Annotated in this window: 20 protein-coding genes and 1 pseudogene; 13 read left to right on the plus strand and 8 right to left on the minus strand. The window is 70.0% G+C overall.

Translation table 11 applies throughout. The annotated features are described in order from the left end of the window. Positions 1–86: 86 nt before the first annotated feature. Both ABZV42_RS08550 and ABZV42_RS08555 read right to left on the minus strand, forming a co-directional pair. Positions 87–1646: an arabinogalactan endo-1,4-beta-galactosidase gene (locus ABZV42_RS08550; RefSeq protein WP_356051350.1), complete on the minus strand. Its 1560-nt coding sequence runs from the start codon at positions 1644–1646 to the stop codon at positions 87–89. A 484-nt stretch (positions 1647–2130) separates the two neighbouring features. Then, the gene (locus ABZV42_RS08555) at positions 2131–4152 is read right to left on the minus strand and encodes a beta-galactosidase (protein ID WP_356051282.1); all 2022 of its coding nucleotides are present in this window, start codon (positions 4150–4152) and stop codon (positions 2131–2133) included. Positions 4153–4360: 208 nt separating this feature from the next. Here ABZV42_RS08555 and ABZV42_RS08560 point away from each other — a divergent pair, with 208 nt between their 5' ends. From ABZV42_RS08560 to ABZV42_RS08585, 6 genes are all read left to right on the plus strand, one after another. After that, entirely contained in the window at positions 4361–5683 is a 1323-nt protein-coding gene (locus ABZV42_RS08560; protein WP_355984011.1) for an extracellular solute-binding protein, read from the plus strand. Then, positions 5680–6603, plus strand: coding sequence for a sugar ABC transporter permease (locus ABZV42_RS08565; RefSeq protein WP_355984012.1), 924 nt, complete (start codon positions 5680–5682; stop codon positions 6601–6603). Before ABZV42_RS08560 ends, ABZV42_RS08565 begins: the two co-directional genes overlap by 4 nt. After that, a complete protein-coding gene (locus ABZV42_RS08570; protein ID WP_355984013.1) occupies positions 6600–7505 on the plus strand; it encodes a carbohydrate ABC transporter permease in 906 nt (301 codons plus the stop codon). Before ABZV42_RS08565 ends, ABZV42_RS08570 begins: the two co-directional genes overlap by 4 nt. Beyond that, positions 7502–8533 carry a LacI family DNA-binding transcriptional regulator gene (locus tag ABZV42_RS08575; protein WP_355984014.1) on the plus strand — a complete coding sequence of 344 codons (1032 nt, stop codon included), beginning with the start codon at positions 7502–7504 and terminating at the stop codon, positions 8531–8533. Before ABZV42_RS08570 ends, ABZV42_RS08575 begins: the two co-directional genes overlap by 4 nt. A 152-nt stretch (positions 8534–8685) precedes the next feature. Next, positions 8686–9036, plus strand: a complete 351-nt coding sequence (locus ABZV42_RS08580; protein WP_355984015.1) for a VOC family protein — start codon at positions 8686–8688, stop codon at positions 9034–9036. Between the two features lie 73 nt (positions 9037–9109). Then, the gene (locus tag ABZV42_RS08585) at positions 9110–9502 is read left to right on the plus strand and encodes a MarR family transcriptional regulator (RefSeq protein WP_355984016.1); all 393 of its coding nucleotides are present in this window, start codon (positions 9110–9112) and stop codon (positions 9500–9502) included. Positions 9503–9624: 122 nt separating this feature from the next. On the opposite strand, the gene ABZV42_RS08590 is transcribed toward ABZV42_RS08585, so the two are convergent. Both ABZV42_RS08590 and ABZV42_RS08595 read right to left on the minus strand, forming a co-directional pair. Continuing rightward, positions 9625–10038 (minus strand): SseB family protein, encoded by a 414-nt coding sequence (locus tag ABZV42_RS08590; RefSeq protein WP_355984017.1) that lies wholly within the window; start codon positions 10036–10038, stop codon positions 9625–9627. Positions 10039–10249: 211 nt separating this feature from the next. Continuing rightward, on the minus strand, positions 10250–13117 hold the full coding sequence (locus tag ABZV42_RS08595; protein ID WP_356051352.1) for a carbohydrate binding domain-containing protein: 2868 nt from the start codon (positions 13115–13117) through the stop codon (positions 10250–10252). A gap of 484 nt (positions 13118–13601) precedes the next feature. Here ABZV42_RS08595 and ABZV42_RS08600 point away from each other — a divergent pair, with 484 nt between their 5' ends. After that, entirely contained in the window at positions 13602–14621 is a 1020-nt protein-coding gene (locus ABZV42_RS08600; protein ID WP_355984018.1) for a permease, read from the plus strand. Continuing rightward, a complete protein-coding gene (locus ABZV42_RS08605; protein WP_355984019.1) occupies positions 14618–15565 on the plus strand; it encodes a TIGR03943 family protein in 948 nt (315 codons plus the stop codon). Before ABZV42_RS08600 ends, ABZV42_RS08605 begins: the two co-directional genes overlap by 4 nt. Positions 15566–15583: 18 nt before the next feature. Here the strand turns inward: ABZV42_RS08605 and ABZV42_RS08610 are convergent, their stop codons facing one another. Continuing rightward, the gene (locus ABZV42_RS08610) at positions 15584–16354 is read right to left on the minus strand and encodes a TetR/AcrR family transcriptional regulator (protein ID WP_355984020.1); all 771 of its coding nucleotides are present in this window, start codon (positions 16352–16354) and stop codon (positions 15584–15586) included. A gap of 320 nt (positions 16355–16674) precedes the next feature. Here ABZV42_RS08610 and ABZV42_RS08615 point away from each other — a divergent pair, with 320 nt between their 5' ends. Next, positions 16675–18387, plus strand: coding sequence for an MFS transporter (locus tag ABZV42_RS08615; protein ID WP_355984021.1), 1713 nt, complete (start codon positions 16675–16677; stop codon positions 18385–18387). Positions 18388–18717: 330 nt separating this feature from the next. After that, the gene (locus ABZV42_RS08620; protein WP_355984022.1) at positions 18718–19830 is read left to right on the plus strand and encodes an aminotransferase class V-fold PLP-dependent enzyme; all 1113 of its coding nucleotides are present in this window, start codon (positions 18718–18720) and stop codon (positions 19828–19830) included. Positions 19831–19919: 89 nt separating this feature from the next. On the opposite strand, the gene ABZV42_RS08625 is transcribed toward ABZV42_RS08620, so the two are convergent. Next, positions 19920–20522, minus strand: coding sequence for a helix-turn-helix domain-containing protein (locus ABZV42_RS08625; RefSeq protein WP_356051285.1), 603 nt, complete (start codon positions 20520–20522; stop codon positions 19920–19922). Positions 20523–21162: 640 nt separating this feature from the next. Here ABZV42_RS08625 and ABZV42_RS08630 point away from each other — a divergent pair. Then, positions 21163–21471, plus strand: a pseudogene (locus ABZV42_RS08630) (FtsX-like permease family protein); the annotation flags it as partial. A gap of 21 nt (positions 21472–21492) precedes the next feature. Further along, a complete protein-coding gene (locus ABZV42_RS08635) occupies positions 21493–22146 on the plus strand; it encodes an ABC transporter ATP-binding protein (RefSeq protein WP_356051354.1) in 654 nt (217 codons plus the stop codon). 76 nt (positions 22147–22222) lie between these two features. Here the strand turns inward: ABZV42_RS08635 and ABZV42_RS08640 are convergent, their stop codons facing one another. Beyond that, positions 22223–22594 (minus strand): hypothetical protein, encoded by a 372-nt coding sequence (locus ABZV42_RS08640; RefSeq protein WP_355984026.1) that lies wholly within the window; start codon positions 22592–22594, stop codon positions 22223–22225. Between the two features lie 364 nt (positions 22595–22958). Here ABZV42_RS08640 and ABZV42_RS08645 point away from each other — a divergent pair, with 364 nt between their 5' ends. Beyond that, positions 22959–24830 carry a KUP/HAK/KT family potassium transporter gene (locus ABZV42_RS08645; RefSeq protein WP_356051287.1) on the plus strand — a complete coding sequence of 624 codons (1872 nt, stop codon included), beginning with the start codon at positions 22959–22961 and terminating at the stop codon, positions 24828–24830. 157 nt (positions 24831–24987) lie between these two features. Here ABZV42_RS08645 and lysA read toward each other — a convergent pair whose 3' ends face one another. Next, entirely contained in the window at positions 24988–26331 is a 1344-nt protein-coding gene (gene lysA, locus ABZV42_RS08650; protein WP_356051289.1) for a diaminopimelate decarboxylase, read from the minus strand. Between the last annotated feature and the right edge of the window lie 14 nt (positions 26332–26345).

Below are 26345 nucleotides of genomic sequence, written 5' to 3' on the forward strand. Positions count from 1 at the left end.
ACGGCGTTCCGGCGACCCTGGCCGGAGCCGGACGGCCCCGAGGGGGCAAAGGGCCCGGCCGCACCGGCGGCCGGACCCCTTTCCGCTCAGCGGTGGCTGAACAGGGACATGGCCGGAAGGGCCTTGTCGTCGAAGCCGAACAGGGCCTGGTTCTCCCATCCGTTGCCGGAGGCGGGGTCGGCCGGGTCCCAGCCGTTGCCGGTGACGGCCGTCCAGGTGGCCTCCCAGTAGAAGACGCCGAGACCGCGGCCGTTCGGCACGGCCTCCACGATGTTCATCACGTCACGCAGCCAGTTGGACTGCCCGGTGGTGGTGGCCGGGTAGCCGGAGACGAGTTCGGCGGTCGTGTCGATCTGGTTGACGAGCGCGTCGTCGCTGTCGAGACGGAAGGGGTAGGCCGTCTCGGCGACGAAGACCGGCTTGCCGTAGCGGGCGGCCGCGTCGTCGAGGGTGGTCTGGAAGTCGTAGAGCGAGCCGTGCCAGTACCCGTAGTAGGACAGGCCGATGGCGTCGAACTTCACGCCGTTGGCGAGCGCGGTGTCGAACCACCAGCGGGTGCCGGTGAGATCGCCGCCCTTGGCGAGGTGCAGGGCAACGACGGTGGAGGAGCTGACCGCCTTGGCCGCGTCGTAGCCGGAGTTGAGGAGTCCGGCGAGCTGCGCGAAGTTGTCCGTGGAGCCCTCGGACCAGAGCATGCCGCCGTTGATCTCGTTGCCGATCTGCACCATGTCGGCGGTGGTGCCCTGCGCCTTGAGGGCGTTCAGGACGTCGTACGTGTGGTTGTAGACGTCCGTCTTCAGCTGGCTGTACGAGTGTCCGGCCCAGGCGGCCGGCTTGGTCTGGGTGCCGGGGTCGGCCCAGGTGTCGGAGTAGTGGAAGTCGACCAGCAGCTTCATGCCCTGCGCCTTGATGCGCTTGGCCATCGCGAGGACGCGGGCCTTGTTGTTGTAGCCGTCGGCCGGGTTGACCCAGACCTTGAGGCGCGCGTAGTTCATCCCGGCGGACTTGAGGATGGCGAGCGCGTCGCCGGTGGGTCCGGAACCGGTCTTGTAGACGCCGCCGTAGGCCTCGCTCTTGGCGAGGGAGGAGATGTCGGAGCCCTTGACGGACAGTCCGGTGGTGCCGGAGGTGAACGTCAGGTCGTCGACGTTGATCCAGTTTCCGGCGTTGGCGTCGGAGTAGACGCTGACCGTGCACTGGTTGTTCGTCACTGCGACGGGCACGACCAGGTGGATCCACCCGCTGGTGGAGACCGGCAGGTCGGTGCGCTGCTCGGTGCCGCCGCAGTTCTTCAGGGCGAGGTAGGCGGAGTTCTGTCCGCCGCCCGATCGCACCCACGCGGTGAGCTTGTAGTTGCCGTTCGTCAGCCCGGAGAGGTACTGGTAGGTCTCCACCTTGTAGGCCGAGGCGGAGTAGTGGCTGAGGCGGTAACTCCCGCCGTGGCCACCGGCTTCGACGTACGAGGCGGCGGTGGTGCCGGACTCCGACCAGCCGCTGGGCGCGGCCGCGCCGGTCCCGTCGGCCTCGAATCCGGAGTTGGTCAGGGTGCTCGCCGCGTGCGCGGTCTGCGCGGGCAGGGCGGCCAGGGCGAGCCCGGCCGCGAGCGGCAGCAGCAGGGCCCTGAGTGTGCGTCTGGGATGGAACATCATCGTCCGTCGTCCCTTCGACGTGGTGGGGAGAGGTGCCCCCAGGGGGATCCGGGTGGATCCGGGTGGATCACGGGGGTGATCCGGGTGGATCCGGGGGCTGACCCCTCCGCCCGCGGCTTGATGGCTCACACGGTCGGAGGGGGGCAGTGGTGCCGCCGAGTGCCGTGACTCGGACGGCGGTCGGAGCGACCGGCGGGCCGTGCGGCTCCGGCCGGATGGGGGGATCGCCGGGTGGTGACCCGGATGGCTCGGGTGCGGTCGCCGGGGCCGAGAGCCCGGACGGTGATCAGGCGGCGCCTCGCTCGGGGTTCGGACGACGGGCTGTGGGTGCGGCTGCCGGGGGAGGGATTCGCCGGGCGGGTCCCCGGCCGACTCGAGTGCGGTCGACACCCCCGAGCCAGGTGGGTCCCCGGCCGGCTCGACTGCGGTCGACGTCCCTGGTCCACGCCCCGCACATCACTCCCTGCGGCCGACGGCCCACTCAGCCGTCGAGGCGCACGACCCGCACCGCGCCCGCCGGGACCGCGAGCCGGCCTGCGGCTCGTTCGCCCGTGAGCATCTCGGTGCCGTGCGCGTCCAGCGGCACCTTGGCGTCGGACGACGTGTGGTTGATCGCGAAGACATAGGTGCCCGACTCACCTGCCCTGCGCACCACTTCGACGTCCCGGGGCATGTCGGCGCGCGGTGCGATGCGCGCGTCGTCGGCCACCCGGCCGATCAGGGCGTCAAGTCCCCCCGCCGCGAGGCGCGTGGACACGTACCAGGCCGAACCCGCCCCGCTCCGGTGCCGGGTGACCGCCGGATGGCCGGCGGTGAGCCCGTCGGCGTACGTCCAGACGGTCTCGGCGCCGCGCGGCACCACGAACTCGCTCCACACGTCGCCGGTGAGTTCGCAGCCGTCGGGCCCGGTGATCCGGACGAGCTCCCCCTGGAGCAGGGGGGAGAACTCCTCGACGGTCAGGCCGAGTACGTCCCGCAGGGCACCGGGATGGGGTCCCTCGTGGACGGCGTCGTGCTCGTCGACGATGCCGGAGAAGTAGGAGACGAGGAGGGTGCCGCCACTGTCGACGTACTCCCTCAGGTTGTCCGCCGCGGCCTCGGTCATGATATAGAGGGCGGGTACGACGACAAGGGGATAGGCCGACAAGTCGGCTTCGGGGTGGGCGAAGTCGACGGTGAGGTGGCGGTCGTAGAGGGCCTCGTAGAAGGCGTCGGCGCGCTCGCGGGCGTCGTGGTCCTCGCTCGGGCGCCACTGGAGGCTCTGCGCCCACCAGGAGTGCCAGTCCCACAGCACGGCCACGTCGGCGACCGTACGGGTTCCCTTGACCGAGGCCAACGAGGCGACGGAGGCGCCGAGTTCGACGACCTCGCGCCACACGCGGGAGTCGGTGCCGGCCTGCGGCAGCATCGAGGAGTGGAACTTCTCGGCACCGCGCCGGGACTGGCGCCACTGGAAGAACATGGCGCCCTCGGAGCCGCGGGCCACGTGGGAGAGGGAGTTGCGGGCCATCTGGCCGGGCGCCTTGGCCGGGTTGCGGGGCTGCCAGTTGACGCCCGAGGTGGAGTGTTCGAGGAGCAGCCAGGGCGCGCCGCCCGCGACCGAGCGGGTGAGGTCGGCGGCCATCGCGAGGTTCACATGGGTGCGGCGGCCGTCGGTCATCAGGTAGTGGTCGTTGGTGACCAGGTCGACCTCGCGGCCCCAGGCCCAGTAGTCGACGGAGTCGCACTGGCTGAGGGCCGTCATGAAGTTGGTGGTGACGGGGATTCCGGGGGCGAGGCGGTGCAGGATGTCCCGCTCGGCCACGAAGTTCTCGCGCATGGTCGCGTCGGCGAACCGCTTGTAGTCCAGTGCCTGGGCCGGATTGCCGACCGTCGGGGTCGCGCGCGGCGGGTCGATCTGGTCGAAGGACGCGTAGCGCTGCCCCCAGAAGGCCGTCCCCCAGGCCTCGTTGAGCTCGTCGACCGTCCCGTAGGTGCCGGTCAGCCACCGGCGGAAGTGCGCCGCGCAGGAGTCGCAGTAGCAGGCCGAGACGGGGACGCCGTACTCGTTGTGGACGTGCCACAGGGCGAGGGCGGGGTGGTCTGCGTACCGGGTCGCGAGGCGGGTCGTGATGGAGGCGGCCGCGGCGCGGTAGGCGGGGTTGCTGTGACAGATGGCCCCGCGTGAGCCGAAGGCGTAGCGGGTGCCGTCGGCGGCCACGGGGAGCGCTTCGGGGTGTTCGCGGTAGAACCAGGCGGGCGGTGCGACGGTCGGGGTGCCCAGGTCGGCGCGTATGCCGTTCTCGTGCAGCAGGTCGAGCACGCGGTCGAGCCAGCCGAACTCATAGGTGTCCCGGGCCGGTTCGAGGAGGGCCCAGGAGAAGATCCCGACGCTCACCATCGTGACGCCCGCCTCGCGCATCAGCCGGACGTCCTCGGGCCAGACGCTTTCCGGCCACTGCTCGGGGTTGTAGTCCCCACCGAAGGCGAGCCGGGTGAGGCCCTTGGGGTTGGTCTCCGGCATGGATCTCTCCCGTTTAATCGATCATTTGGGAACGTGCACACACAGCGCCGACGGCGTGAGTCCAACATAACCGCACAGCAACAACCATTGACAAGTGTCCGGGATGTTTCTCTACTGTGAACGCTCACAGAAGCACGGAGCGCATATTGCGCACCAACAGGGCAGGCCTCCGCAGCAGGCGGAGGCCCAGGTCAGGGGAGAACGTTCCATGCCCATCACGAAGCACAACCGCCTCGTGGCCAGCACCATCGCCGTCGTCCTCGGCGCCACCTCGCTCGCCGCCTGCGGCTCGTCCGACGACGGCAAGAGCGAATCCCAGTCCGGACCCGCGACACTGACGTTCTGGACCTGGGCGCCGGGCATGGACAAGGTCGTCGACCTCTGGAACAAGGGGCCGGGGAAGAAGCAGCAGATCACCGTCGAGGTGAAGAAGCAGGCTTCGGGCGACACGCTCATCACCAAGATCCTCACCGCGCACAAGGCGAAGAAGGCACCGGACCTGGTCCAGGCCGAGTACCAGGCGCTGCCGACCCTGGTCAGCAATGACGCGCTCGCCGACATAGCCGCCGAGTCGAAGGACGCGAAGACCAAGTTCGCCGACGGCGTGTGGCAGCAGACGACGCTGGGGACGGACGCGGTCTACGCGATCCCGCAGGACATCGGCCCGATGATGTTCTACTACCGCCAGGACCTGTTCAAGAAGTACGGCCTGACGGTTCCCACCACCTGGGAGCAGTTCGCCGAAACCGCCCGCGCGCTGAAGAAGAAGGCACCGGACAAGGCACTCACCACCTTCTCCGCCAACGACTCCGGCCTCTTCGCCGGTCTGGCCCAGCAGGCGGGCGCCAAGTGGTGGACCTCCTCGGGCGACAAGTGGAAGGTCGGCATCGACGACACGGCCACCCAGAAGGTCGCCGACTTCTGGGGTGGTCTCGTCAAGGAGGGCGCGATCGACAACCAGCCGATGTACCAGCCCGCCTGGAACAAGGCCCTGAACACCGGCAAGGAGATCGCCTGGGTCAGCGCGGTGTGGGCGCCCGGCACCCTGACCACGGCGGCCCCGGACACCAAGGGCAAGTGGGCGATGGCCCCGCTGCCGCAGTGGTCGTCAGGCGAGAACGTGACCGGCAGCTGGGGCGGCTCCTCGACGGCCGTCACCACGGACTCCCCGCACAAGGCGGCCGCCGCGAAGTTCGCCGCCTGGCTGAACACGGACCCGCAGGCGGTGGCCGCGATGGCGAAGGAGAGCGGCATCTACCCGGCGTCCACGAGCGCGCAGACCAGTGACGCGTTCGCGCAGCCGCCGGCCTTCTTCTCCAACCAGCCGGACTTCTACACCAAGGCGGCGGAGGTCGCCAAGACCACCGCCCCGTCCGCCTGGGGCCCGAACGTGAACGTCGCCTACACGTCCTTCAACGACGCGTTCGGCGCCGCCGCCAAGAACAAGTCGGACTTCGGCGCTGCCCTGAAGACCATGCAGGACGCCACCGTCGCCGACCTCAAGAAGCAGGGCTTCGGGGTCGCTCAGTGACCACCGCACGCCGGAAGCCGTACGGGGTCAAGGGGGCCCCGTACGGTTTCCTCCTCCCCGCGACGATCCTCTTCGTCCTCTTCTTCGCGCTGCCCATCGGCTACGCGATCTGGCTCAGTCTGCACAAGGTCCAGGTCAAGGGCCTCGGCCTGGGCGCCGGTGCCCGCAGCGAGGTCTGGGCGGGCCTGAGGAACTACACCGACGCGCTGACCGACAGCGAACTGGTCGACGGCGCGCTGCGCGTGGCCGGTTACGGCGCCATCGTGGTGCCGGTGATGCTCGGCCTCGCGCTGCTCTTCGCACTGATGCTCGACACGGAGAAGGTGCGCCTGGCGCCCTTCACCCGGCTCGCCATCTTCCTGCCGTACGCCATCCCCGGCGTCGTGGCCGCACTGCTGTGGGGCTTCCTGTACCTCCCGGACGTCAGCCCCTTCTACTTCGTCCTCCAGAAGTTCGGTCTGCCGCAGCCGAACCTGCTGGACGGCGGTCCGCTGTACCTCGCGCTGTCCAACATCGCGGTCTGGGGCGGCACCGGCTTCAACATGATCGTCATCTACACCTCGCTCCGGGCCATCCCCTCCGAGGTGCTCGAAGCGGCGAAGCTGGACGGGGCCACCCCGTTGCAGACCGCCCTGCGGATCAAGATCCCGATGGTGGCACCCTCCCTGGTGCTCACCTTCTTCTTCTCGATCATCGCCACGCTCCAGGTGTTCAGCGAGCCGACCACGCTCAAGCCCCTCACCAACTCCGTCTCCACGACCTGGAGTCCGCTCATGAAGGTCTACCGGGACGCATTCAACACCGGTGACATCTACGCGGCCGCAGCCGAGGCAGTGATCATCGCCGTGGTCACGCTGGTCCTGTCCTTCGGTTTCCTGCGCGCCGCGAACTCCCGTACCAAGCAGGAGGAAGCACGATGAGTTCTCTTGCCGTCCGCAAGGCCGCCCCGGCCGCGGGCACGACCCCCGGCACCGCCCAGGGACCGCCCCCGCGCGGCGGGATCGCCCTGGTCCCGACCCTCACGCTGCTGCTCGGCGCGCTCTACTGTCTGCTGCCCGTCGCCTGGGTGGTGATCGCGGCCACCAAGTCGGGCCGTGAACTGTTCTCGACGTTCACGTTCCTCCCGGGCACCGGCTTCACCCAGAACATCAAGGACCTCGACGCCTACCGCGACGGCATCTACTGGAAGTGGATGGGCAACTCCGCCCTCTACGCCGGTCTCGGCGCCCTGCTGTCGACTGCCGTCTCGGCGATCAGCGGCTACGCCCTGGCGATCTACCGTTTCCGGGGCCGCGAGACCATCTTCAGCGTCCTCATGGCGGGCGTGCTGATGCCGCCGGTGATCCTCGCGATCCCGCAGTACCTGCTCCTCGCCAAGGCGGACCTGACGGATTCGTACGCCTCCGTGCTGCTGCCGCTCGTCCTGTCCCCGTACGGCGTCTACCTCGCCCGGATCTACGCGGCCGCCGCCGTCCCCGGGGACGTGGTCGAGGCCGGACGCATGGACGGCGCGGGCGAGTGGCGGATCTTCACCCGGGTCGCGCTGCCGATGATGGTGCCCGGTCTGGTGACGGTGTTCCTGTTCCAGTTCGTGGCCGTGTGGAACAACTTCCTGCTCCCGTACATCATGCTCAGCGACGACGAGAAGTTCCCGATCACGCTCGGCCTGTTCACCCTCCTCGAACAGGGCTCCAACACCCCGGCCCTGTACACCCTGGTGATCACGGGCGCGCTGCTCGCGATCATCCCGCTGGTCGCGCTGTTCCTGGTCATCCAGCGCTTCTGGAGCCTCGACCTGCTGTCAGGAGCCGTAAAGTCGTGACCATGAGCAACACGGGGGGCCGGCGCAAGCCGCCGACGATCCATGATGTGGCGCGCGAGGCGGGTGTCTCGCGGGGCACCGTCTCGCGCGTGCTCAACGGTGGGCACTATGTGAGTCCCTCCGCGGCCGAGGCGGTCAACGCCGCCATCCGCAGAACGGGCTACGTCGTGAACCGGCACGCCCGTTCGCTGATCACCGGGCGGTCCGACTCGGTCGGCTTCCTGCTGACCGAGCCGCAGGAGCGGTTCTTCGAGGACCCGAACTTCAACGTCCTGCTGCGCGGCTGCACCCAGGCACTGGCCGCGCACGACGTCCCCCTTCTGCTGATGCTCGCCGGCACCCAGGACGAACGGCGGCGCATCACGCGCTACATCACGGCCGGCCATGTCGACGGGGTGCTGCTGGTCTCCAGCCACTCCGGCGATCCGGTCGCCGAGGAACTGCGCGAGGCGGGCGTGCCGCTCGTCGCGTGCGGCAAGCCCATCGGCCTCGGCTCCAAGGTGAGTTACGTGGCCGCCGACGACCGCGACGGCGCCCGGGACATGGTCACGCACCTGCTCTCCCTCGGGCGGCGCCGCATCGGAATGGTCACCGGACCGCTGGACACCCCCGGCGGTGTCGAACGTCTGGCGGGGTACCGCGAAGTGCTCGCCGAGGCGGGCGTCGAGGCCGACGACCGTCTCATCGCCTCCGGCGACTACAGCCGCGCCAGCGGTGCGGCGGGCGCCGAGCAGCTCCTCGACCGCGCCCCGGACGTGGACGCCGTGTTCGTCGCCTCCGACCTGATGGCCCAGGGTGTGCTGGCCGCGCTGCGCAAAGCGGGCCGCCGGGTCCCGGAGGACGTCGCGGTCGGCGGCTTCGACGACTCCCCCGCCGCCACGGCCGCCACCCCGGCCCTCACCACCATCCGCCAGCCCTGGGACCGCATCAGCTCCGAGATGGTACGGGTCCTTCTTGCCCAGATCGGCGGCGAGGATCCGGCGGCGGTGATCCTGCCGACGGAGCTCGTGCGCCGCGAGTCCACCTGAACCCACCTGAGGACCGGTACGCCGGGCCCGCCGTACCGGTCAGGATTCGAGAAGCCGTATCCGCCTCCCCCGGCTTAGCGTGAGAGGACCGCCGGAACGCCGGCGGCACGACAGCGGCCGGCACGGCCGCCACGCACCGCACAGGAGTCGAGATGACCGCCGGAGTGAAGACCATCATCTACCCCGTCAAGGACATCGCGAAGGCGAAGGCCCTGTTCACCCAGCTGCTCGGGGTGGAGCCCTATGTGGACGAGCCCTACTACGTCGGCTTCAAGGACGCGGGCCAGGATGTCGGCCTCGACCCGAACGGCCACTCCAAGGGGCTGACGGGGCCGGTCCCGTTCTGGCACGTCGACGACATCAAGGCGACCCTGGCGGCTCTGCTCGCCGCGGGCGCCGAGACGCTCCAGGAGCTCCAGGACGTGGGCAACGGCAGGCTCGTCGCGTCGGTGAAGGACGCGGAGGGCAACCAGTACGGGCTCATCGAGGACCCCACCACCTGACAGGACGGCGACTGGATGCAGGCGCACTAATTGCACACTCAACTAGTGACCGTATCTCTGTTACCGTTCAGTTATGGCAACGACGACGCCCGGTTCCCGGCTCGAGGACCAGTGGCGGGACATCCTCTCGGTGCACGCGCGCACGATGTGCGAGATCGACCGAGTGCTGCATCCGCACGGCCTGGGAGCCAGTGACTTCGAGGTCCTGGACATCCTCGTCGCCGAGACCGTCATGGAGCCGGGCGAGCACTGCCGGGTGCAGAACATCGCGGGCCGCGTCCATCTGAGCCAGAGCGCGCTGTCCCGGCTCATCGGCCGGCTGGAGAAGGACGGCCTGGTGGAACGCACCGTCTGCCAGGAGGATCGCCGCGGAGTGTGGGTCGCTCTCACCCAGAAGGGCCGCGAACTGCACGCCGAGGCGCTCCCCCTCCAGCGGTCGGTGCTCGCCCGCATGCTGCACGCCTGATCCCCCGCACACCCCCTTCCGCTACAGCACGCATTCGGCTCCGTCCGGCGACCGCGGCACGGCCCCGACGGAATCCGGGTGGGTCCCGGGGCCGCGCCCGCGTCGCGCGGCCGCCGGCCTCGCTACCGCGCCAGCAGAGTGCGTACGCCCTCGGAGGTGAGGGTCAGACCGTGCGGTGAGGCGGCGTCGATGATGAGGTCCAGATCGCCCGTGGGCCACTGGGCGGCGAGCGCGGCCAGCGGCACGACACGGTAGCGGGAGACGGAGGGGAGGAGCTCGGCCAGTTCCAGCTCCGAGGTGAACACCGGAACCACCTGTCCGCCTTCCGGATCGTCCAGGACGGGCAGCGCCACGGCGTGGGGATCGGCGATGTCCGCGTCCGAGGCGTCGTCCGGCACGGGAACCAGGACATCGCTTCCGGCGAGTGTGTCCAGCGCGGCGGTGTCGCTGGTGTTCACGACGAGGGTGTCCAGTGCCTCCTGGGCCGGCGTCGCCGCGGGTGCGGTCGGGTGGTTGTTGTTCAAGGGCGTGTCCATGGCAGATCCCCAGGTCGTGGCGGGCGGGCGGCCACCCGGGCCGGTCTCGCTCCCGGACGGCTCGACGGTCGCGTACCCACCCCTCACCGCGCCATTCATCCCGGCTGCCGCCGGGTGCGGTCGCAGCGGTCACGGGTACCCCCGTCCGGGCGGGGTACGCCTGGGCGGGAGGGCGGTGACCGCCGCTTCCCAGCTGTGCGCCGGTCGGGCGCTACTTCAGATAGGGCCCGTCGGTTCCGATCTTGCCGGGACCGTTCAGCACGTACACCCGCAGGTTCCCCTTCCCGGGAGCGGCCACGGACAGCGTGCCGCCCGTGACGGTCTTCACGTCACCGGTGACGGCGTCCGTGTAGGTACCGTTCGGGATGCCCGTGAACGTGGCGCCGCCGGTGACCGTGACCAGGGCGAAGCTGTCGGTGGAGCCGTTGGTGTAGCGGCGCTTGAAGGCCATCGAGCCGCTGATGCCGTCCGTCGAGTACTGGCCCGCCTGAAGGGCCGGGATCGCCCGGCGGATCTGGTTGAGCCGCTGGAGGTGCTTGACCAGCGGCTGTGCGAGGGTCGTGGCGACCTCGCCGCTCGCGGAGTCGGCCTTGCCGAAGTCGGACGCCGTGACGCTCCCCGCGAGATGGTCGCCGTAGTACGCGCGTCCGGTGGTCGCCAGCGGACAGGTCGGCCCGCAGTCGATCTGCTTGCCCGCCTGGAACTCGATCTCCGATCCGTAGTAGAGCGTGGGAATCCCGCGGAAGGTCCACATCAGTGCCATGTTCTCGGCCCAGGCGTCGGTGCCGCCGCTGTAGCGGGTGCTCGACTTGTTCGGGCCGTAGTCGTGGCTGTCGACGTACACGACGTTGTAGGTGGCGTCGTTGACGGAGTCGTCGGAGTCCTTGCCATTGTTGTAGGCGTTCTGCGCGTCACCGAAGTTCATGTGCATGCGCATGTCGATGATGTTCATGCCGGAGAACTGGCTGCGGTCCGGGGTGTGGTAGCTGTTCCCGCTCAGGAACGCGTTGGTGGAAGTGGGCTGGTTGCCGGTGCCGAGCTGCTCCTCGTAGTTGTACTGCTCGATGGCGGCCGTTTCGTCGTCCGCGCTGTACTCCTTGCGCTCCTTCCACGTGTAGAACTGCGCGGAGTGGTTCACCGAGCCCCGGTTCCACTTGTCGTTGACGAACGCGCCCACCTCGCCGAAGACGAAGAAGTTCTTCGCGGCGTCCGTGCCGAACCGCTGGGTCACCCGGTCGTAGATGGCGGGCAGGAAACGGCGGTTCCAGGTGACGCGCGGAATGTGGACGGCGGTGTCCAGACGGAATCCGTCGACACCCATGTCGATGTACTTGTCGTACGCGCCGATCAAGTAGTTCTGGACGGTGGCGTTCTCGGTGTTGAAGTCGGCGAGGTCCTCGTGCAGCCAGCACGAACGGGAGTCCTCGCCCTCCCAGTTGCCGATCCAGCACTGGTGGTAGTACGCCTTGGGGAACATGCCCGAAGTGGGGCTCGGCCACTGGCAGTTGTACAGCGTGTAGCCCTCGGCGCTCTTGCCCCCGGTGGGCTTGCCCCAGTTGAGGCAGGTGTTGCCGGAAGGTTCGGCGGTCGACCACAGGTCGCCGTTGTAGTACGACTTCCCCGACTTGGGCTCGACGGTCAGGCCGTCGTACTCGAATCCGTCGTTCTTCTCGTCGTAGTACCAGCTCCACTGGGTGTCGCGCACGCCGTACACCGTCGGCGTGAACAGGCCCTTGGCTCCCCAGCGGGAGCTGTGGTTGTAGACCACGTCCTGGTAGATCTTCATGCCCTTGGCGTGGGCCGCGTTGATCAGGTCCTGGTAGGAGGCGCCGGCCGACTCGAGGCGCGGGTCGACTTTGTAGAAGTCGTAGCCGTGATAGCCGTGGTAGTCGTAGTCGGAACGGTTGAGGACGACCGGGGTGATCCAGACGGCCGAGAACCCGAGCGCCTTGATGTAGTCGAGTTTGTCGACGAGGCCCTTGAAGTCGCCGCGGAACATGGGGTCGTTGTTGGCCGCGTTGCCCGACTTGACGTCCTGGCTGCCACCGCGGTTGTTGGAGCTGTCGCCGTCGTAGAAGCGGGCGGTGAGGACGAAGTAGATCGGGTCCTTGCGCGGGTCGGTGCCGAGCGGTGTCCCCGAGGCCGGGGCGGGTGCCTTCTCCCCGGTCGTGACCACGGCGGCGGCGGAGGCGGGTGAGGTGTTCCCGGCCGCGTCGACGGCCTTCACCGTGTACGTATAGGTGGTCTTCTCCTCAAGTCCCGTGTCGGAGTGGACCGTCGAGCCGACGTCGGTGACGACGGCTCCCTTCATGCCGCCCGTGCGTGTGAGTTGATACTTCGTCACGCCGGTGTTGTCGGTCGCCGGACTCCAGCTCACCACCACCGAGGTGTCGGTGGCGCTCGCCGTGACTCCCGTGGGCGTGGTCGGCGCCTGGGTGTCCGGCGCCTGGGCGGCGCACGGGTCGGTGGCGCCGGCGGTGACGGTCCGGTCCTTCACCGTCGTGGTGCCGGACGGGATCGTGTAGTCGGCGCTGTTGTTGTTGTCCCAGACGCCGTTGCCGTTGTTGAAGGCGGCCTTGAGCGAGGTCGCCGTGCCGATGTCGAGGGTCTTCTTCCACCAGCCGGTGCAGGCGGTGTCCATGCCGACGCCGGGAACCGTCGTCCAGGAGCCGCCCGTGGGCGCGTAGTGGATGTTGGCCGTGGTCCAGCCGGAGGTGGCGGTCGAGTAGTAGACGGTGGCCTGGTTGCCGCTGCCCGTACCGGTGTCGGCGCACGGGTCGCTGTGGGCGATCACACCGTCCTTGACGGTGATGGTGCCGGTGCCCAGCGCGTAGTTGCTGCCACCGTTGTTGTCCCAGGTGCCGCTTCCGTTGTTGAAGGTGGCCTGGAGCCCGGCGGCCGAACCGAGGTCCACGGTCTTCTTCACCCAGTCCGTGCAGGCCGCCTCCATCTGCACCCCCGGCACGGTGGTCCAGGAACCGCCGTCCGGGGCGTAGTGCAGATAGGTGGCCGGCCAGTTCTTGGTCTTCGTGTAGTAGAAGACGGTCGCCGTCGTGGAGGTCGCGGCCGTGCTCTCCATGGGGACCGGCTCCGTGTCCGGCGGGGTCAGTCCGAAGAGTCCGGTCACCGCCAGAAGCGCCATCAGCGCTCTCAGTGGCGGGCGTTGACGTCTGCGGTTCATTGGGCGGCTCCGATGCGGGTGCGGGGAGGGGGAGTTGCGCTGCAAGAAGAACCGGCAAATTCCTGAAAGCACTTGCGGCCGGGAAGCTACAGGTACATGACACCCACGTAAAGAGATGTCACAACGGCCGCCGCGCGAGCCACAGTCCGGCGCCGGCGGCGCCTCGGGAGCCGCGCCCGTGGGACCGGGGCGCCGCGTGAGCCGCGTCCGCGGGACCTGCGGGAACACACGCGAAGCGCGCCCCGGGTCCCGCGGAGGTCAAGAAAGCCCCGGGTGCGGGCAATGCCTCCGACGCCCGGTGAGAAGCTGTGGCCGGACCGGCGTATTCAAGGCGGAAGGGCATCCGCAGCCGCGCCCTTCCCCGACCGGAGGTACCACGAGCGTGACCATCACCAAGGAAGCCCCGCCGCCGGTGCACCGGCGTGACGACGACGACCGCCGGGGCCGGCAGGGCTGGAACTTCAACTCCCCGCTCGCCCTGACCATGCTCCTGCTGCTGGTCGTCGCGTCGCAGGGGCCGATCCGCGGAGCCCTGTCCGCACCGGTGATGCAGAGCTGGATGACCGTGTTCGTCGCGGTGGTGATCCAGGCCCTGCCCTTCCTCGTGCTCGGCGTCCTGCTGTCCGCGGTCATCGCCGTGTTCGTGCCGCCGTCGTTCTTCGCCCGCGCGCTGCCCAAGCGCCCGGCGCTCGCGGTGCCGGTCGCCGGATTGGCCGGGGCGATCCTGCCCGGCTGCGAGTGCGCCTCCGTACCGGTCGCCGGGGCGCTGGTGCGCCGCGGCGTCACTCCCGCCGCGGCCCTGGCGTTCCTGCTGTCCGCCCCCGCGATCAACCCGATCGTGCTGACCGCCACCGCCGTCGCCTTCCCCCGCAACCCGGAGATGGTTCTCGCCCGCTTCGTGGCGAGTCTTCTCGTGGCCTGCGCGATGGGCTGGCTGTGGCAGCGCCTGGGCCGCACCGACTGGATGCGCCCGCCGGCCCGCCCCGAGCACGAGGGCCTCGGCAAGGGGGCGGCGTTCTGGGGGTCGGTGCGGCACGACGTGATGCACGCGGGCGGGTTCCTCGTGCTCGGCGCGATGGCCGCCGCCACACTCAAGTCGGTCGTACCCGCGAGCTGGCTGCACGCCGCGGCCGGGAATCCGGTGGTGTCGATCCTGGCGCTCGCGATCCTGGCCGTGCTGCTGTCGATCTGCTCCGAGGCCGACGCGTTCGTGGTCGCCTCGCTGACCCAGTTCTCGCTCACCGCCCGGCTGGCGTTCCTCGTCGTCGGCCCGATGATCGACCTGAAGCTCTTCGCCATGCAGGTCGGCACGTTCGGCCGCGGCTTCGCGGCACGCTTCGCACCCACCACCTTCGCCCTCGCGATCCTCACGTCCGTACTGATCGGGGCGGTGCTCCTTTGAACCGGCAGGCACAAGCGGCCGTGCTCTTCCTCGTCGGCGCGGCGGTGCTGCACGCGAGCGTCACGGACCTCTATCTGCGGTACGTCAAGGCCGGGTTGCGTCCGCTGCTGCTCGCGGCCGGTGTGGTGCTCATCGTCACGGCCCTCGCCACGGTCTGGTACGAGATACGCGAGCACCGGAAGTCCTCCGCCGGCCGGTCCGGCGACGGGCACGACGCCGAGCTCCGGCAGGCGCTCGCGCCCACGGCCTCGGACGCGAAGACGGCGGCAGTCGCAGTCGCACACGACGTCGGGCACGAGCGGGAACTCGCGGACGGGCGCGGCGGGGCTACCGGGCGCGGCGGCCTGGACGAGCACACGGACGGCCACACGGAGGACCATGGGCACGCCGACGGCCACGACGACGGGCACGGTCACGACGGGCACGGTCACGGACACCGTGAGCCGCGTATCTCGTGGCTCCTCGTCCTCCCGCTGCTCGCGCTGATCCTGGTCGCGCCGCCGGCCCTCGGCTCCTACAGCGCGATGCGCACCGGTACGGCGCTCCAGGCACCCTTCGGCTATGCCAAGCTGCCCGCCGGTGACCCGGTCGCCCTCGGCCTGGTCGACTACGCGAGCAGGGCTGCGTACGACCACGGCCGTTCGCTCGACGGCCGGCAGGTCAAGATCATCGGCTTTGTCGCGCTCGACCACGCCGGTGCGCCGTATCTCGTCCGCATGGCCCTCAACTGCTGCGCCGCCGACGCCCAGCCGGTCAAGATCGGCCTGTCCGGCCGGATTCCGCCCGTCCTGCAACCCGACACCTGGCTCGAGGTCACCGGCCATTACACCGCCAGGCGCACGAAGGACCCGGTCAACGGCGGGGTCATCCCGTACGTCGAGGTCAGCCTGGCGAGGCCGGTCCCGACTCCGCACGATCCGTACGACGAGAGCTGGAACAACTGAGGCGCGAGCGGCGGCCGTTCAGGCCGTCGCGTCCGGCAGATAGCTCGCCAGGCCCCGCAGGATGATCTCCAGACCGATGTCGAACCGCTCGTCGGAGGAGTCCGTCACCATCACCCCGGACAGGGCGCGCAGATGGGGGAAGTCCTCCTCGGGCAGGGACGCGAAGTAGTTCTGCATCTCGTCGGCCATCTCACGCCAGTCGGGGCGGGCCAGCGTGCCGCCGCCGCTCTGCTGGGCCGCCCTGTCCTGCCACATGCCCTCCTCCAGGACGAACCCGTCGATGTACGTGGAGATGAGGTCACCGGCCTCCGCCGCGATGCGGTCGGGAAGTCCCGCGGTGCGGAAGACGGCGAGCAACGACTCGACGTGCGGCAGCAGTTCGGCGGTGAAGGGGACATGGGCCATGGAGATCCTGGCCATGTCGCGATGGGACAGCAGCACCCGGCGCCAGGAACGGGCGTACTCGCGCACCTGCTCCCGCCATCGCTCCTGGTCGGGCTCGGGCAGCGAGAAGCCGTCGAAGAGCCGGGTGTACATCAGCTCCAGGAGATCGTCCTTGGAGCTGACGTAGGCGTAGAGGGCGGACACCGTGACTCCCAGTTCGCCCGCGACCTGGCGCATCGACAGCCCGTCGAGCCCTGAACGGTCGAGCACGGTGAACGCCGCCTCGACGATGCGTTCACGCGACAGCGGAGCACGCGCGGGGGCGACGCGAGCACGATCGGGGCGCTCCCGCTCCCAGGGGGACGGCGGAGGTGGTACGGGGGTGCCGGCGGCCGCGTCGCTCATGAGGACAGTCTAGGCAGGGAAGAGCAGTGTTCTCTCCGGGAGAGCGGCGTTCACCTGACTCAGACGCGATATATCTTGTCCTCGCCGCAAGGTTGCGCTATATCTTAATGAACGCCGTTCTCGCCGTGAGCACTGTTCTGCTAGGGTGAACAGCGTTCACCGGCGTCCGCTCTTCTGTTTCGCCCTCCGTTTCGCCCTCCGTTCCACCTCTGCCCCTCTCCCTGTTCCTCCCTGCGGGACGGCTAGCCGGGCAGTCACACCCATCCGTCCCACCGCGCCCCGGTCGTAGCCCGGCGCGGGCTCTTCACGAGGAGTTTCCGATGTCCACCACCGGTGTCGCGTCCGCCGAGACGCCCATCGACTCACCAGCGCCCTACCGGTGGCGCTGGGCTGCGCTGTTCGTGATTCTCGCGGCCGAGGTGATGGACCTCCTCGACGCCGTCGTCACGAACATCGCCGGCCCCTCCATGCGGGCCGACCTCGGCGGCGGCGCCTCCACACTCCAGTGGCTCGCCGCCGCCTACACCCTCTCGATGGCCGTCGGGCTCGTCACCGGAGGACGGCTCGGGGACATCCACGGGCGGCGCACGATGTTCCTGGTCGGAGCCGCCGGCTTCACCGTGGGATCGCTGCTGTGCGCGGTGTCCGTGTCGCCCGGGATGCTGATAGGCGCGCGGGTCGTGCAGGGCCTGTTCGGCGCGGTGATGCTGCCGCAGGGTCTCGGCATGATCAAGGAGATGTTCCCGCCGAAGGAGTCGCAGAAGGCCTTCGGCATGTTCGGCCCGGTCATGGGTCTGTCCGCGGTCTGCGGGCCGATCCTGGCGGGCTGGCTGGTGGACGCCGACTACTTCGGCACCGGCTGGCGCATGATCTTCCTCATCAACCTGCCGCTGGGTGCCGCGGCGATCCTCGGCGCCGTGCGCTATCTGCCGAGGGGCCGGTCCGAGAACAAGCCGCGCCTCGACATCCCCGGGATGATCCTGGTCTCCCTGGCCGCGCTGTTCATCATCTTCCCGCTGGTCCAGGGCCGTGAGTACGACTGGCCCGTGTGGACGTTCCTGATGATGGGCGCCTCCGTCGTCGTCTTCGTCGCCTTCGCCGTGTACGAGTCCCGCCGCAGCAGGGCCGGCCTGGACCCGCTGGTCGTCCCGAGCCTCTTCCGCAAGCGCGGCTTCAGCGGCGGCATGATCCTCGGGCTGGTCTTCTTCTCGACCATGCAGGGCTTCATGCTCGTCTTCAACCTCTACACCCAGATCGGCCTCGGCTACTCGCCGCTCAAGGCGGGCCTGGTGATGGTGCCCTGGTCGGGCGGCATGATCGTCGGCTTCGGCATCGCCCAGGGCGTGGTCAGGTTCGGCCGGAGCGTGCTCCAGGCGGGCGCCCTGGTCATGGCACTCGGTGTCTTCGGCGTGTGGCTGACCCTCGACCAGGCCGGATCCGGTGTCGGCCCCTGGCAGCTCCTGCCGTCGCTGCTCGTCACGGGCATCGGCATGGGCCTGCTCATGGCCCCGTTCTTCGACATCGTCCTCGCCAGCGTGGAGCAGCACGAGACGGGTTCGGCGTCCGGCACGATGACCGCGGTGCAGCAGCTCGGCGGCGCCTTCGGCGTGGCCATCCTCGGCACGGCGTTCTTCGGCCTGCTGGGCGGCGGGATCGCCACCGCCGTCGACCACCGCTCGGACCACCTGCGCGCACAACTGTCCGCCGCGCATGTCTCGCCCGACGCCCAGGACCGCATCGTGGCCGGCCTGCGCACCTGCACCTCGGACCGTGCCACCGCCAAGGATCCCGCCGCGACCCCGGCGTCCTGCGCCCGCCTGGAGAAGGAGACCCGCTCCGCCGTGACCTCGCCCGAGGCCGGCGCCCGGATACCCGCCGCACTCCAGGACACCGCGACGTCCGCCTTCCGGAGCGGCTTCGGCTCCGTCATGCAGACGCTGCTCTGGATCGTCGACGGCATGCTCGCCCTGACGTTCCTGCTCGCGTTCCTCCTGCCGCGCCACGCCCGCCCGGAGGAGTCCGCCGGACACTGAGCGCAGGGTTCATCGTCGCCGACGTCGGCGAACGGGGCGGCCGGGCACCTTCTGGGAGGTGTCCGGCCGCCCCGTTCCCCTGTACGTGCTCGTGCGGGCCGACACCACGCGCGCACCCCGGGCCCGGTCGCGGCGGAGTGCGGCGCGTACGGTGCAGGCGGGTGGAACCGTGCCCGGGACGGCGAAAGCCCGTACGGGGGTCCGCCACCCTCACGCCACCACTGACCCACCGGACCAGCCGGCCCCACCGGCGGCCCACTCGACCGGCCCGACCGACTCGCATCGCCCCCACCCCACCCCGTCCCACCCCGCCCCGGAAGGACGAGCCCCGTGCTCACGTCGTACGCAGCCCATTTCGACACGCCCGCCGGGTATCTCGACTTCGCACGGTTCGGTCCCCCGTCGCGGGACGCCGTGGCCGCCACCGCGCGCGCCATGGAGGAGTCCGCGAGCGCGGATCACACCACCGTGGACGGTCTGATGCGCACGGAGGCGGTCGCACGCGACACGGCCGCACGCCTCGCGGGCACCGACGCCCGGCACACGGTGCTGCTCCCCAACGCCTCAACCGGCATGTTCCACGCGGCCCTCGGCATCCGGACGGGCGTGGTTCTCACGCCGCGCACCGACTTCCCGGCCAACCACTATCCGTGGCGCCGCACCGCCGACCTGGGCCGGGCCACGCCCCGCTGGCTCGACCCGGTACCCGGCAGCGGGGTCACCCCCGACCTGGTCCGAGCCGCGCTGACCGACGACGTCGTCGCCGTGTCCGTCAGCGCCGTGGACTTCCGCACCGGCTACCGCGCCGACCTGGCGGCCCTGCGCGAGGCGATCGGTCCTGACCGACTGCTGATCGTGGACGCGATCCAGGCGTTCGGTGTGACAGCGATGGACTGGGACGCGGCCGACGTGGTGGTGGCCGGCGGCCAGAAGTGGCTGCGCGCGGGCTGGGCGACCGGCTTCGCCACACTGTCCGACCGCGCCCTGGAATCCCTGGAACCGGTCCTCACAGGCTGGACGGGTGTCGAGAACGTCGGCGTGTTCGACGGCACGGAACACTCGCCGTCCCCGGACGCACAACGCTGGTCGATCACCAACCTCAGCCCGGTGACGGCCGCCGCGTTCGCGACCGCGCTGGAGCTCGTGGAGCGGCACACGGTCGGGGCGATCGAGGCCGCGATCGCCGAGCGGATCACCGAACTGACCGAAGTCGTCACCGCCCACGGGGGCCTCATCCTCTCCCCCACCGCCCCGGAACACCGAGCCGGCGTTCTCTCCTTCACGATGCCGGACCACGACCCGACGGTCGTGGCGAAGGCCCTGCACACCGAGGGAGTCACCCCGACGGTACGCACTGACTCACTCCGCTTCTCCCCACACGCCTCGACCCCACCAGAGGCTTCCGACCGGGTGGCGGCGGCCCTGTCGTCACTGGGGAACTGAACCCAAATCGGCCCAGGGCCTCGACCGGCGCGACGGCTCCGTCGCGGCCACAGAGTTCCTTGTCGGACAGGCGGAACACGCCTGTCGGCTCACCGGGGTAGCGGATCGGCCGTGAGGCCTGCGAGGGCGGCGACGGCCAGTCGTACCGTGCGGTCCGTCACCGCGGCGTAGTCGTCACCTGCCTCCAGCGCCGTGGTCGCGGCGTTCACCAGCCCTTGCAGCAGCCGGGCGGTACGCAGCGGAGCGTCGTCGCCGAGGTCGCTCAGCGCGTCCACGAGTGGGTCGAGCAGGGCGCGGTGCGCCGAATCGGCACCTGCGCGCAGGGCCGCGGCGTCCTGTGCGTCGGCGCTTGCACGGGCGATGCGGTGCTCGCCGTCACGCACCATCTCCAACTGCACCGTGACATAGGCGGCGACCCGCTCTTCGGGGGCGTCGCCTGCGGCGGCGAGAGCGGCGCGAATGCGCTCGGTCCAGCGCGGTGCGGCCTGCCGCACCACCTCGGTCAGCAGCTCATCTCGGTTGGAGAAGTACTTGTAGACGCTGTTGCGGGCCAGCCCGGTGCGATGGGCGATCGCCGCGAACGTCACCTCGGCGGCATCGCCCTCGGCGAGCAGCTCGTATGCCGCGTCGAGCAGGGCGGCACGCTGCTGGGCACGGTGATCGGCGACCGAAGCGGCCTGGATCCTGGGCACCCGGCCAGTCTAGGACCCACCCCACTTAGGGACACCGCGTCGCCATCTTCTATCCGAGCGCGCCGCCACCGGCTGGACGCGGGAGAAGGGCGTCGAGGCCACACCGCTGGGCGTCGCCATCACCCGCGGCACGACCGACCGCGATGTGGCGGTCGACCTCGCCGCCTTCGGCGTCCGGCCCGGAGCCTTCACCGACCCCGGCGCCGAGAAGGGCCACCGCCTGGACGCGGCCATGCCCCAGGGCATCGTCGTCTCCCGCCAGCTGGTGAACGACGGCGTCCATATCGGCGACACCCTGACCGTCGATGTGAACGACGGCGTCCATATCGGCGACACCCTGACCGTCGACCGGCTCGGCATCCGCCTGAAGGTCACCGGCACCACCGGCCGATCCTCCTACGGCCACGTCCCGGTCGCCCACGTGACCACCGACGCCTGGCGCCAGATCCGCTTCACCACCCCCGGCGCGCACACCTCACCCGCCGGCCTCCCCGACCAGTACACCGCTATGGCCCTCAAAGCCCCCGCCGGCCTTGCCGGACAGGCCCTCGCCGACGCCGACCACCGCCACGACACCGCCACCGTCCCGCTCCAGGGCGCCTTCGCCGCCGCCCCCGGCTACGAAGGAGAACGCCTGACCATGACCTCCATCCAGACGTTCCTCTTCCTCATCGCCCCGCTGGTCGTCGGCGCCTTCTTCGCCGTATGGACCGTCCAGCGCACCCCGGAACTCGCCCTGCTCCGCGCCATGGGGGCATCCCGGCGCCGCCTCCTCGGCCACACCCTCGCCCAGGCCGCCGTGGTCGTCGCCGCCGGCACCGCCGTCGGAGCCGCACTTGCCGCCGCCGTGGGCCTCCTAGTCGGCGAGCAGGTGCCGTTCAGCCTGCCCGCCGCCACCCTCACCACGACCATGGCCGCCGTGGTCCTGGTCGGCCTCGGGGGCTCCGCCCTCACCCTCCGCCTCGACGACATCACCGTCACCCTCGGCCGCGGCGAATCCCGCACCACCGCCCTCGACAGGCTGACCGCCTCCTTCCAGCAGGGCGCCCTCACCGCCGTCGTCGGCCCCTCCGGATCCGGCAAGTCCACCCTCCTCGCCGTCGCAGGAGCCCTGCTCCGCCCGGAGCGGGGACAGGTCCTCCTCAACGACACCGACCTGGCCGCCCTCACCGACCGCCAACGCGCCCACGCCCGCCGGACCCGCATCGGCTACATGTTCCAGAGCGGCAACCTGCTGACCGGCCTCACCGCCGAGGAACAACTCCTCGCCGCCGCCTCCCTCGCCGGGCACAAACCCCGCACCCTGCGCACCCAGGCCCGCGAACTGCTCGCCGAGGTCGGACTCGGCCACCGGCTGCGCCACCGGCCCGACCAGCTCTCCGGCGGTGAACGCCAACGCGTCGCCCTGGCACGCGCCCTGCTGTCCCGGCCCGAACTCCTCCTGGTCGACGAACCGACAGCAGCCGTCGACCGCACCCGTGCCGACGACCTCACCCGGCTCATCGCCCGCACCACACACGAACACGGCTGCGTCACCCTCGTCGCCACCCACGACCCGGTCGTCGTCGAGGCGGCCGACACCACGATCGACATGCTGGACCACACCCCCGCAGCCACTGCCTGAAGCGGCCTCGGCGGGCCCCTCGCAGGCACCCTTGGAGCGGCGGACGCGGCTGTCTGCGGGGGCAATCCGTTCGAGGCTATTCGGTGCCGGTTTCGGCCCTGCCAAGCGTCCGGGCCAACAACAGGGCGCCTCCGGCCGCTGCCCCCACCGCTCCCGCTGCCAGGAGACCGTGAGAGGAACGCCAGGACAGCACCGACCACCGAGACTGCGCGGAGAACAACGATCCCGTACTCAGCCACGACCCCGTCGAAATCAGCGACAGGGCGGAACCGATCGAGCCGACCGACAGGGCACTTCCGATCGAGCCGACCGACAAGGCCGAACCGACGGACCCCACGGACAGCACCGATCCCACTGAGCCGATCGACAGCACGGAGTCCTGCGACCACAACGACAGCACTGAACCAGAGGAGCCACGACGGACCGACCGTGCGGACAGTTTTGTCATGAGGCCATCCTGCCCGCTGTCCCGGCTGGACGCTGCGGGCCGATCGCGGCTTCTACAGCTTCGCCGCGTTCGGCGCCGCTAGGACAGGGCAGAACGGCGACGCCAAGAGAAGCCGGCCTCTCGACGGAGGCGGGACGACACGACCCGCCCGGGACGAACCGGCGTGCGCTACGAGCGATTGTGCACGTGATCGGTATCGTCGCGCCGGAGGCGCCCTTCGGCACACCTCGCCCGAAGCACAGCGACCCCAGCGGAGGAGCACGCCATGACCGATCCCCGGCACGGAGCCGCGCCAGGCGGCGGACCGGCACCGCGGGGACCGGAGGGGCATGGTCCGAGCGCACACGACACAGTGCGCCTCGCAGTGGTCGTCGGTGCTCTCGGCGTGGTCTTCGGCGACATCGGGACCAGCCCGATCTACACCCTCCAGACCGTGTTCAACCCGAGCGACCCGCATCCGGTTCCCGTCACCACGGACAACGTGTACGGCGTCGTGTCACTCGTCTTCTGGTCGGTGATGACCATTGTGACGGTCACCTACGTGCTGCTGGCGATGCGCGCCGACAACGACGGCGAGGGCGGCATCATGGCGCTGATCACGCTCGTACGGCGATGGGGCTCGCAGGGTGGCCGGCGGGTCACGGCCGTACTGGCCGCACTCGGTGTCTTCGGCGCTTCCCTGTTCTTCGGCGACAGCATGATCACTCCGGCCATCTCGGTGCTCTCCGCGGTCGAGGGACTCAAGGTCGTCCAGCCCTCGCTGGAAAGCGCGGTCGTACCGATCACCGTGGTGATCATCATCTTGCTCTTCCTCGTGCAGCGCAGAGGCACCGCGGCGGTGGGCCGGGTCTTCGGGCCGGTCATGATCGCCTGGTTCGTGGTCATCGGCGCCTGCGGTGTGGTCGGGATCGTCGACCATCCGGCGATCCTCAGGGCGCTGTCGCCCACGTACGCCCTGGGTTTCCTGTTCGGTCATTTCGGCACCGCCTTCTTCGCCCTCGCCGCGGTCGTGCTCTCGGTCACCGGAGCGGAAGCGCTCTACGCGGACATGGGGCACTTCGGCCGCCGGGCCATCACGCGCGGGTGGCTGTTCCTCGTCTTCCCGGCGTGCATTCTGAGCTACTTCGGCCAGGGCGCGCTGATCCTGGCGGACCCTCGCAACATCAGCAGCCCCTTCTTCCTGCTCGTGCCCGACTGGGGCAGGTGGCCGATGGTCCTGCTCGCCACGGCGGCCACGGTGATCGCCTCCCAGGCTGTGATCACCGGCGCGTTCTCCGTCACCTCCCAGGCCGCCAAGCTCGGGTATCTGCCGAGGCTGCGCATCGCGCACACCTCCGAATCAACGATCGGCCAGATCTACGTGCCGTGGATCAACTGGCTGCTCATGGTCTCGGTCCTGACCCTGGTCTTCGCCTTCCGCAGCTCGACGGCTCTGGCGTTCGCGTTCGGCATGGCGGTCACCGGCACCATCACGATCACCACCCTCCTGTTCTTGTATGTCGCACGTGCCAAGTGGGGTACGCCCCTTTGGCTGATCACGGTCGGCGGGGGTCTGCTGCTTCTCGTGGACCTGCTCTTCGTGGCGGCCAACTTGACGAAGCTCGTTCACGGCGCCTGGTTGCCACTGCTGATCGGCCTCACCGCGTTCACCGTCATGACGACCTGGCAGCGCGGGCGAGAGATCGTCACCGCGGCACGGGTACGAGAAGAGGGGCCGCTGCCCGAGTTCGTCGACAGCCTCCGCAGTGGTGAGGCCTCAACGCTGCGCGTCCCGGGGACGGCCGTCTTTCTCAACCGGGGCAGGGAGACCACGCCGCTGGCCATGCGGGCCAACGTCGAGCACAACCACGTACGGCACGACCAGGTCGTGCTCCTGACCATCGAGACCGAGCCGGTGCCCCGTGTCCCGGCCGACCAGCGCCTCGTCGTCGATGATCTCGGCTACGCCGACGACGGGATCATTCACGTCACCGCCCGGTTCGGCTACATGGAGACGCCGGACGTGCCGAGCACCCTGGACATGCTCGACCCGGCTCGGACCGAAGGAGCGCTGCACCTCGACCGGGCGTCCTACTTCCTGTCGAAGATCGAGCTCCGGCGGGGCAAGGCACCGACGATGGCACCCTGGCGCAAGCGACTGTTCATCGCCACCTCCTACATCACCGCCGACGCCGCCGAGTACTTCGGCCTCCCCCGGGACCGCACGGTCATCATGGGCTCGCAGATCGATCTGTAGACCCGCTGGTCAGCGTTGCCGACGCGCCCCTGCTTCGCCATGGCCGGCGGGAGTTCACGTACCACGTACGGCAATCGTGCAGCCGCGTGGGCTGATCCCGGGCGGGTCGGTCGGCGAGGGAGGGATGACCGACCCGCCCGGGAGATCAAGGGGCCGTCTACAGGCCCACGTCACGGCGGCGGATGTCCTCCAGGGATTCCCGGCGGACGAGCAGGCGGGCGTGTCCGTCGCGCACGGCGACCACGGGCGGACGGCCGACCAGGTTGTAGCCGGAGGCCATGGACAGGTGGTAGGCCCCGGCCACGGGGACGGCGACCAGGTCGCCCGGACGTACGTCGCCGGGTAGGTCCGCGTCGGCGGCGAGGATGTCGCCGGCTTCGCAGTGCCTGCCCACCACGGTCACCCGGGCCATGGGGGCGGTGGTGCGCCGACCGATCAGGCGCGGGGCGTAGCGGACGCCGTAGAGGGCCGGGCGCGGATTGTCGCTCATCCCGCCGTCGACGGCCACGAACACGTGCCCGCCGGTGTGTTTGACGGACAGGACACGGTAGACGGCGATGCCCGCCGGTCCGACGATGGCCCGTCCCGGTTCGATGACCAGGCGCGGGACGGGGAGTCTGGCCGCGGCGCAGGCGGCGGAGAGTTCGGCGCGCACCTTTCGTGCCAGCGTGGTGAGGTCCATAGCCGGTTCGCCGGGGCGGTAGGCGATGCCGTGGCCGCCGCCGAGGTCGAGTTCGGGCAGGACCAGGCCGTGCTGCTCGTGCAGCCGGCTCATGAGGCCCACCATGCGGCGCACGGCAACCAGGTACGGGGTGACACTGGTGATCTGCGAGCCCAGGTGGCAGTGCAGGCCGGTGAGTTCGAGCTGCGGCTGGTCGAGTATGCGCGTGATGGCATGCGCCGCGTAACCGTCGGTGATGGACAGGCCGAACTTCTGGTCGTCGGTGCCGGTGCGGATCTTCTCGTGACCGCCGGCGCTGATGCCAGGCACCACCCGGACCATCACCTTCTGGTGGCCGTCCGGGCCGACAGCGGCGGCCAGCCGGGCGATCTCACCGGGGCTGTCGATGACGATGCGGCCGACGCCCAACCGCAGGGCGGTGTCGAGGTCGCGAGGGGACTTGGCGTTGCCGTGCAGCACGATCCGCTCGGGCGGAAAGCCGGTGGTGACGGCGAGTTCGAGCTCGCCGGCCGAGCAGACATCGAGGCCGAAGCCTTCCTCGTCCACCCAGTGGGCCATCGCGCGGCACAAAAACGCCTTGGCCGCGTAAAGGACTTCCGCGTCGGGGAAGGCGTCCCGGTAGGTACGGCAGCGGTCGCGGACCTCGGCCTCGTCCAGGACGTAGACGGGCGCGCCGAAGCGGTCGGCGACCTCGGCGAGCGGTACACCGCCCACGGCGAGGTCGCCGTGCGGGGCCTCGGTGGTGGAGGCGGGCCACACCCGCAGGCCGACCGCGGTTATGGCGGCGGGCGCGGTGGCGGGTGCGTGAACCGTGGTCATCGTGGCTGTCCCTC

This window comes from Streptomyces sp. NPDC005281, from assembly GCF_040607495.1.
In the GTDB taxonomy this organism is placed as follows: domain Bacteria; phylum Actinomycetota; class Actinomycetes; order Streptomycetales; family Streptomycetaceae; genus Streptomyces.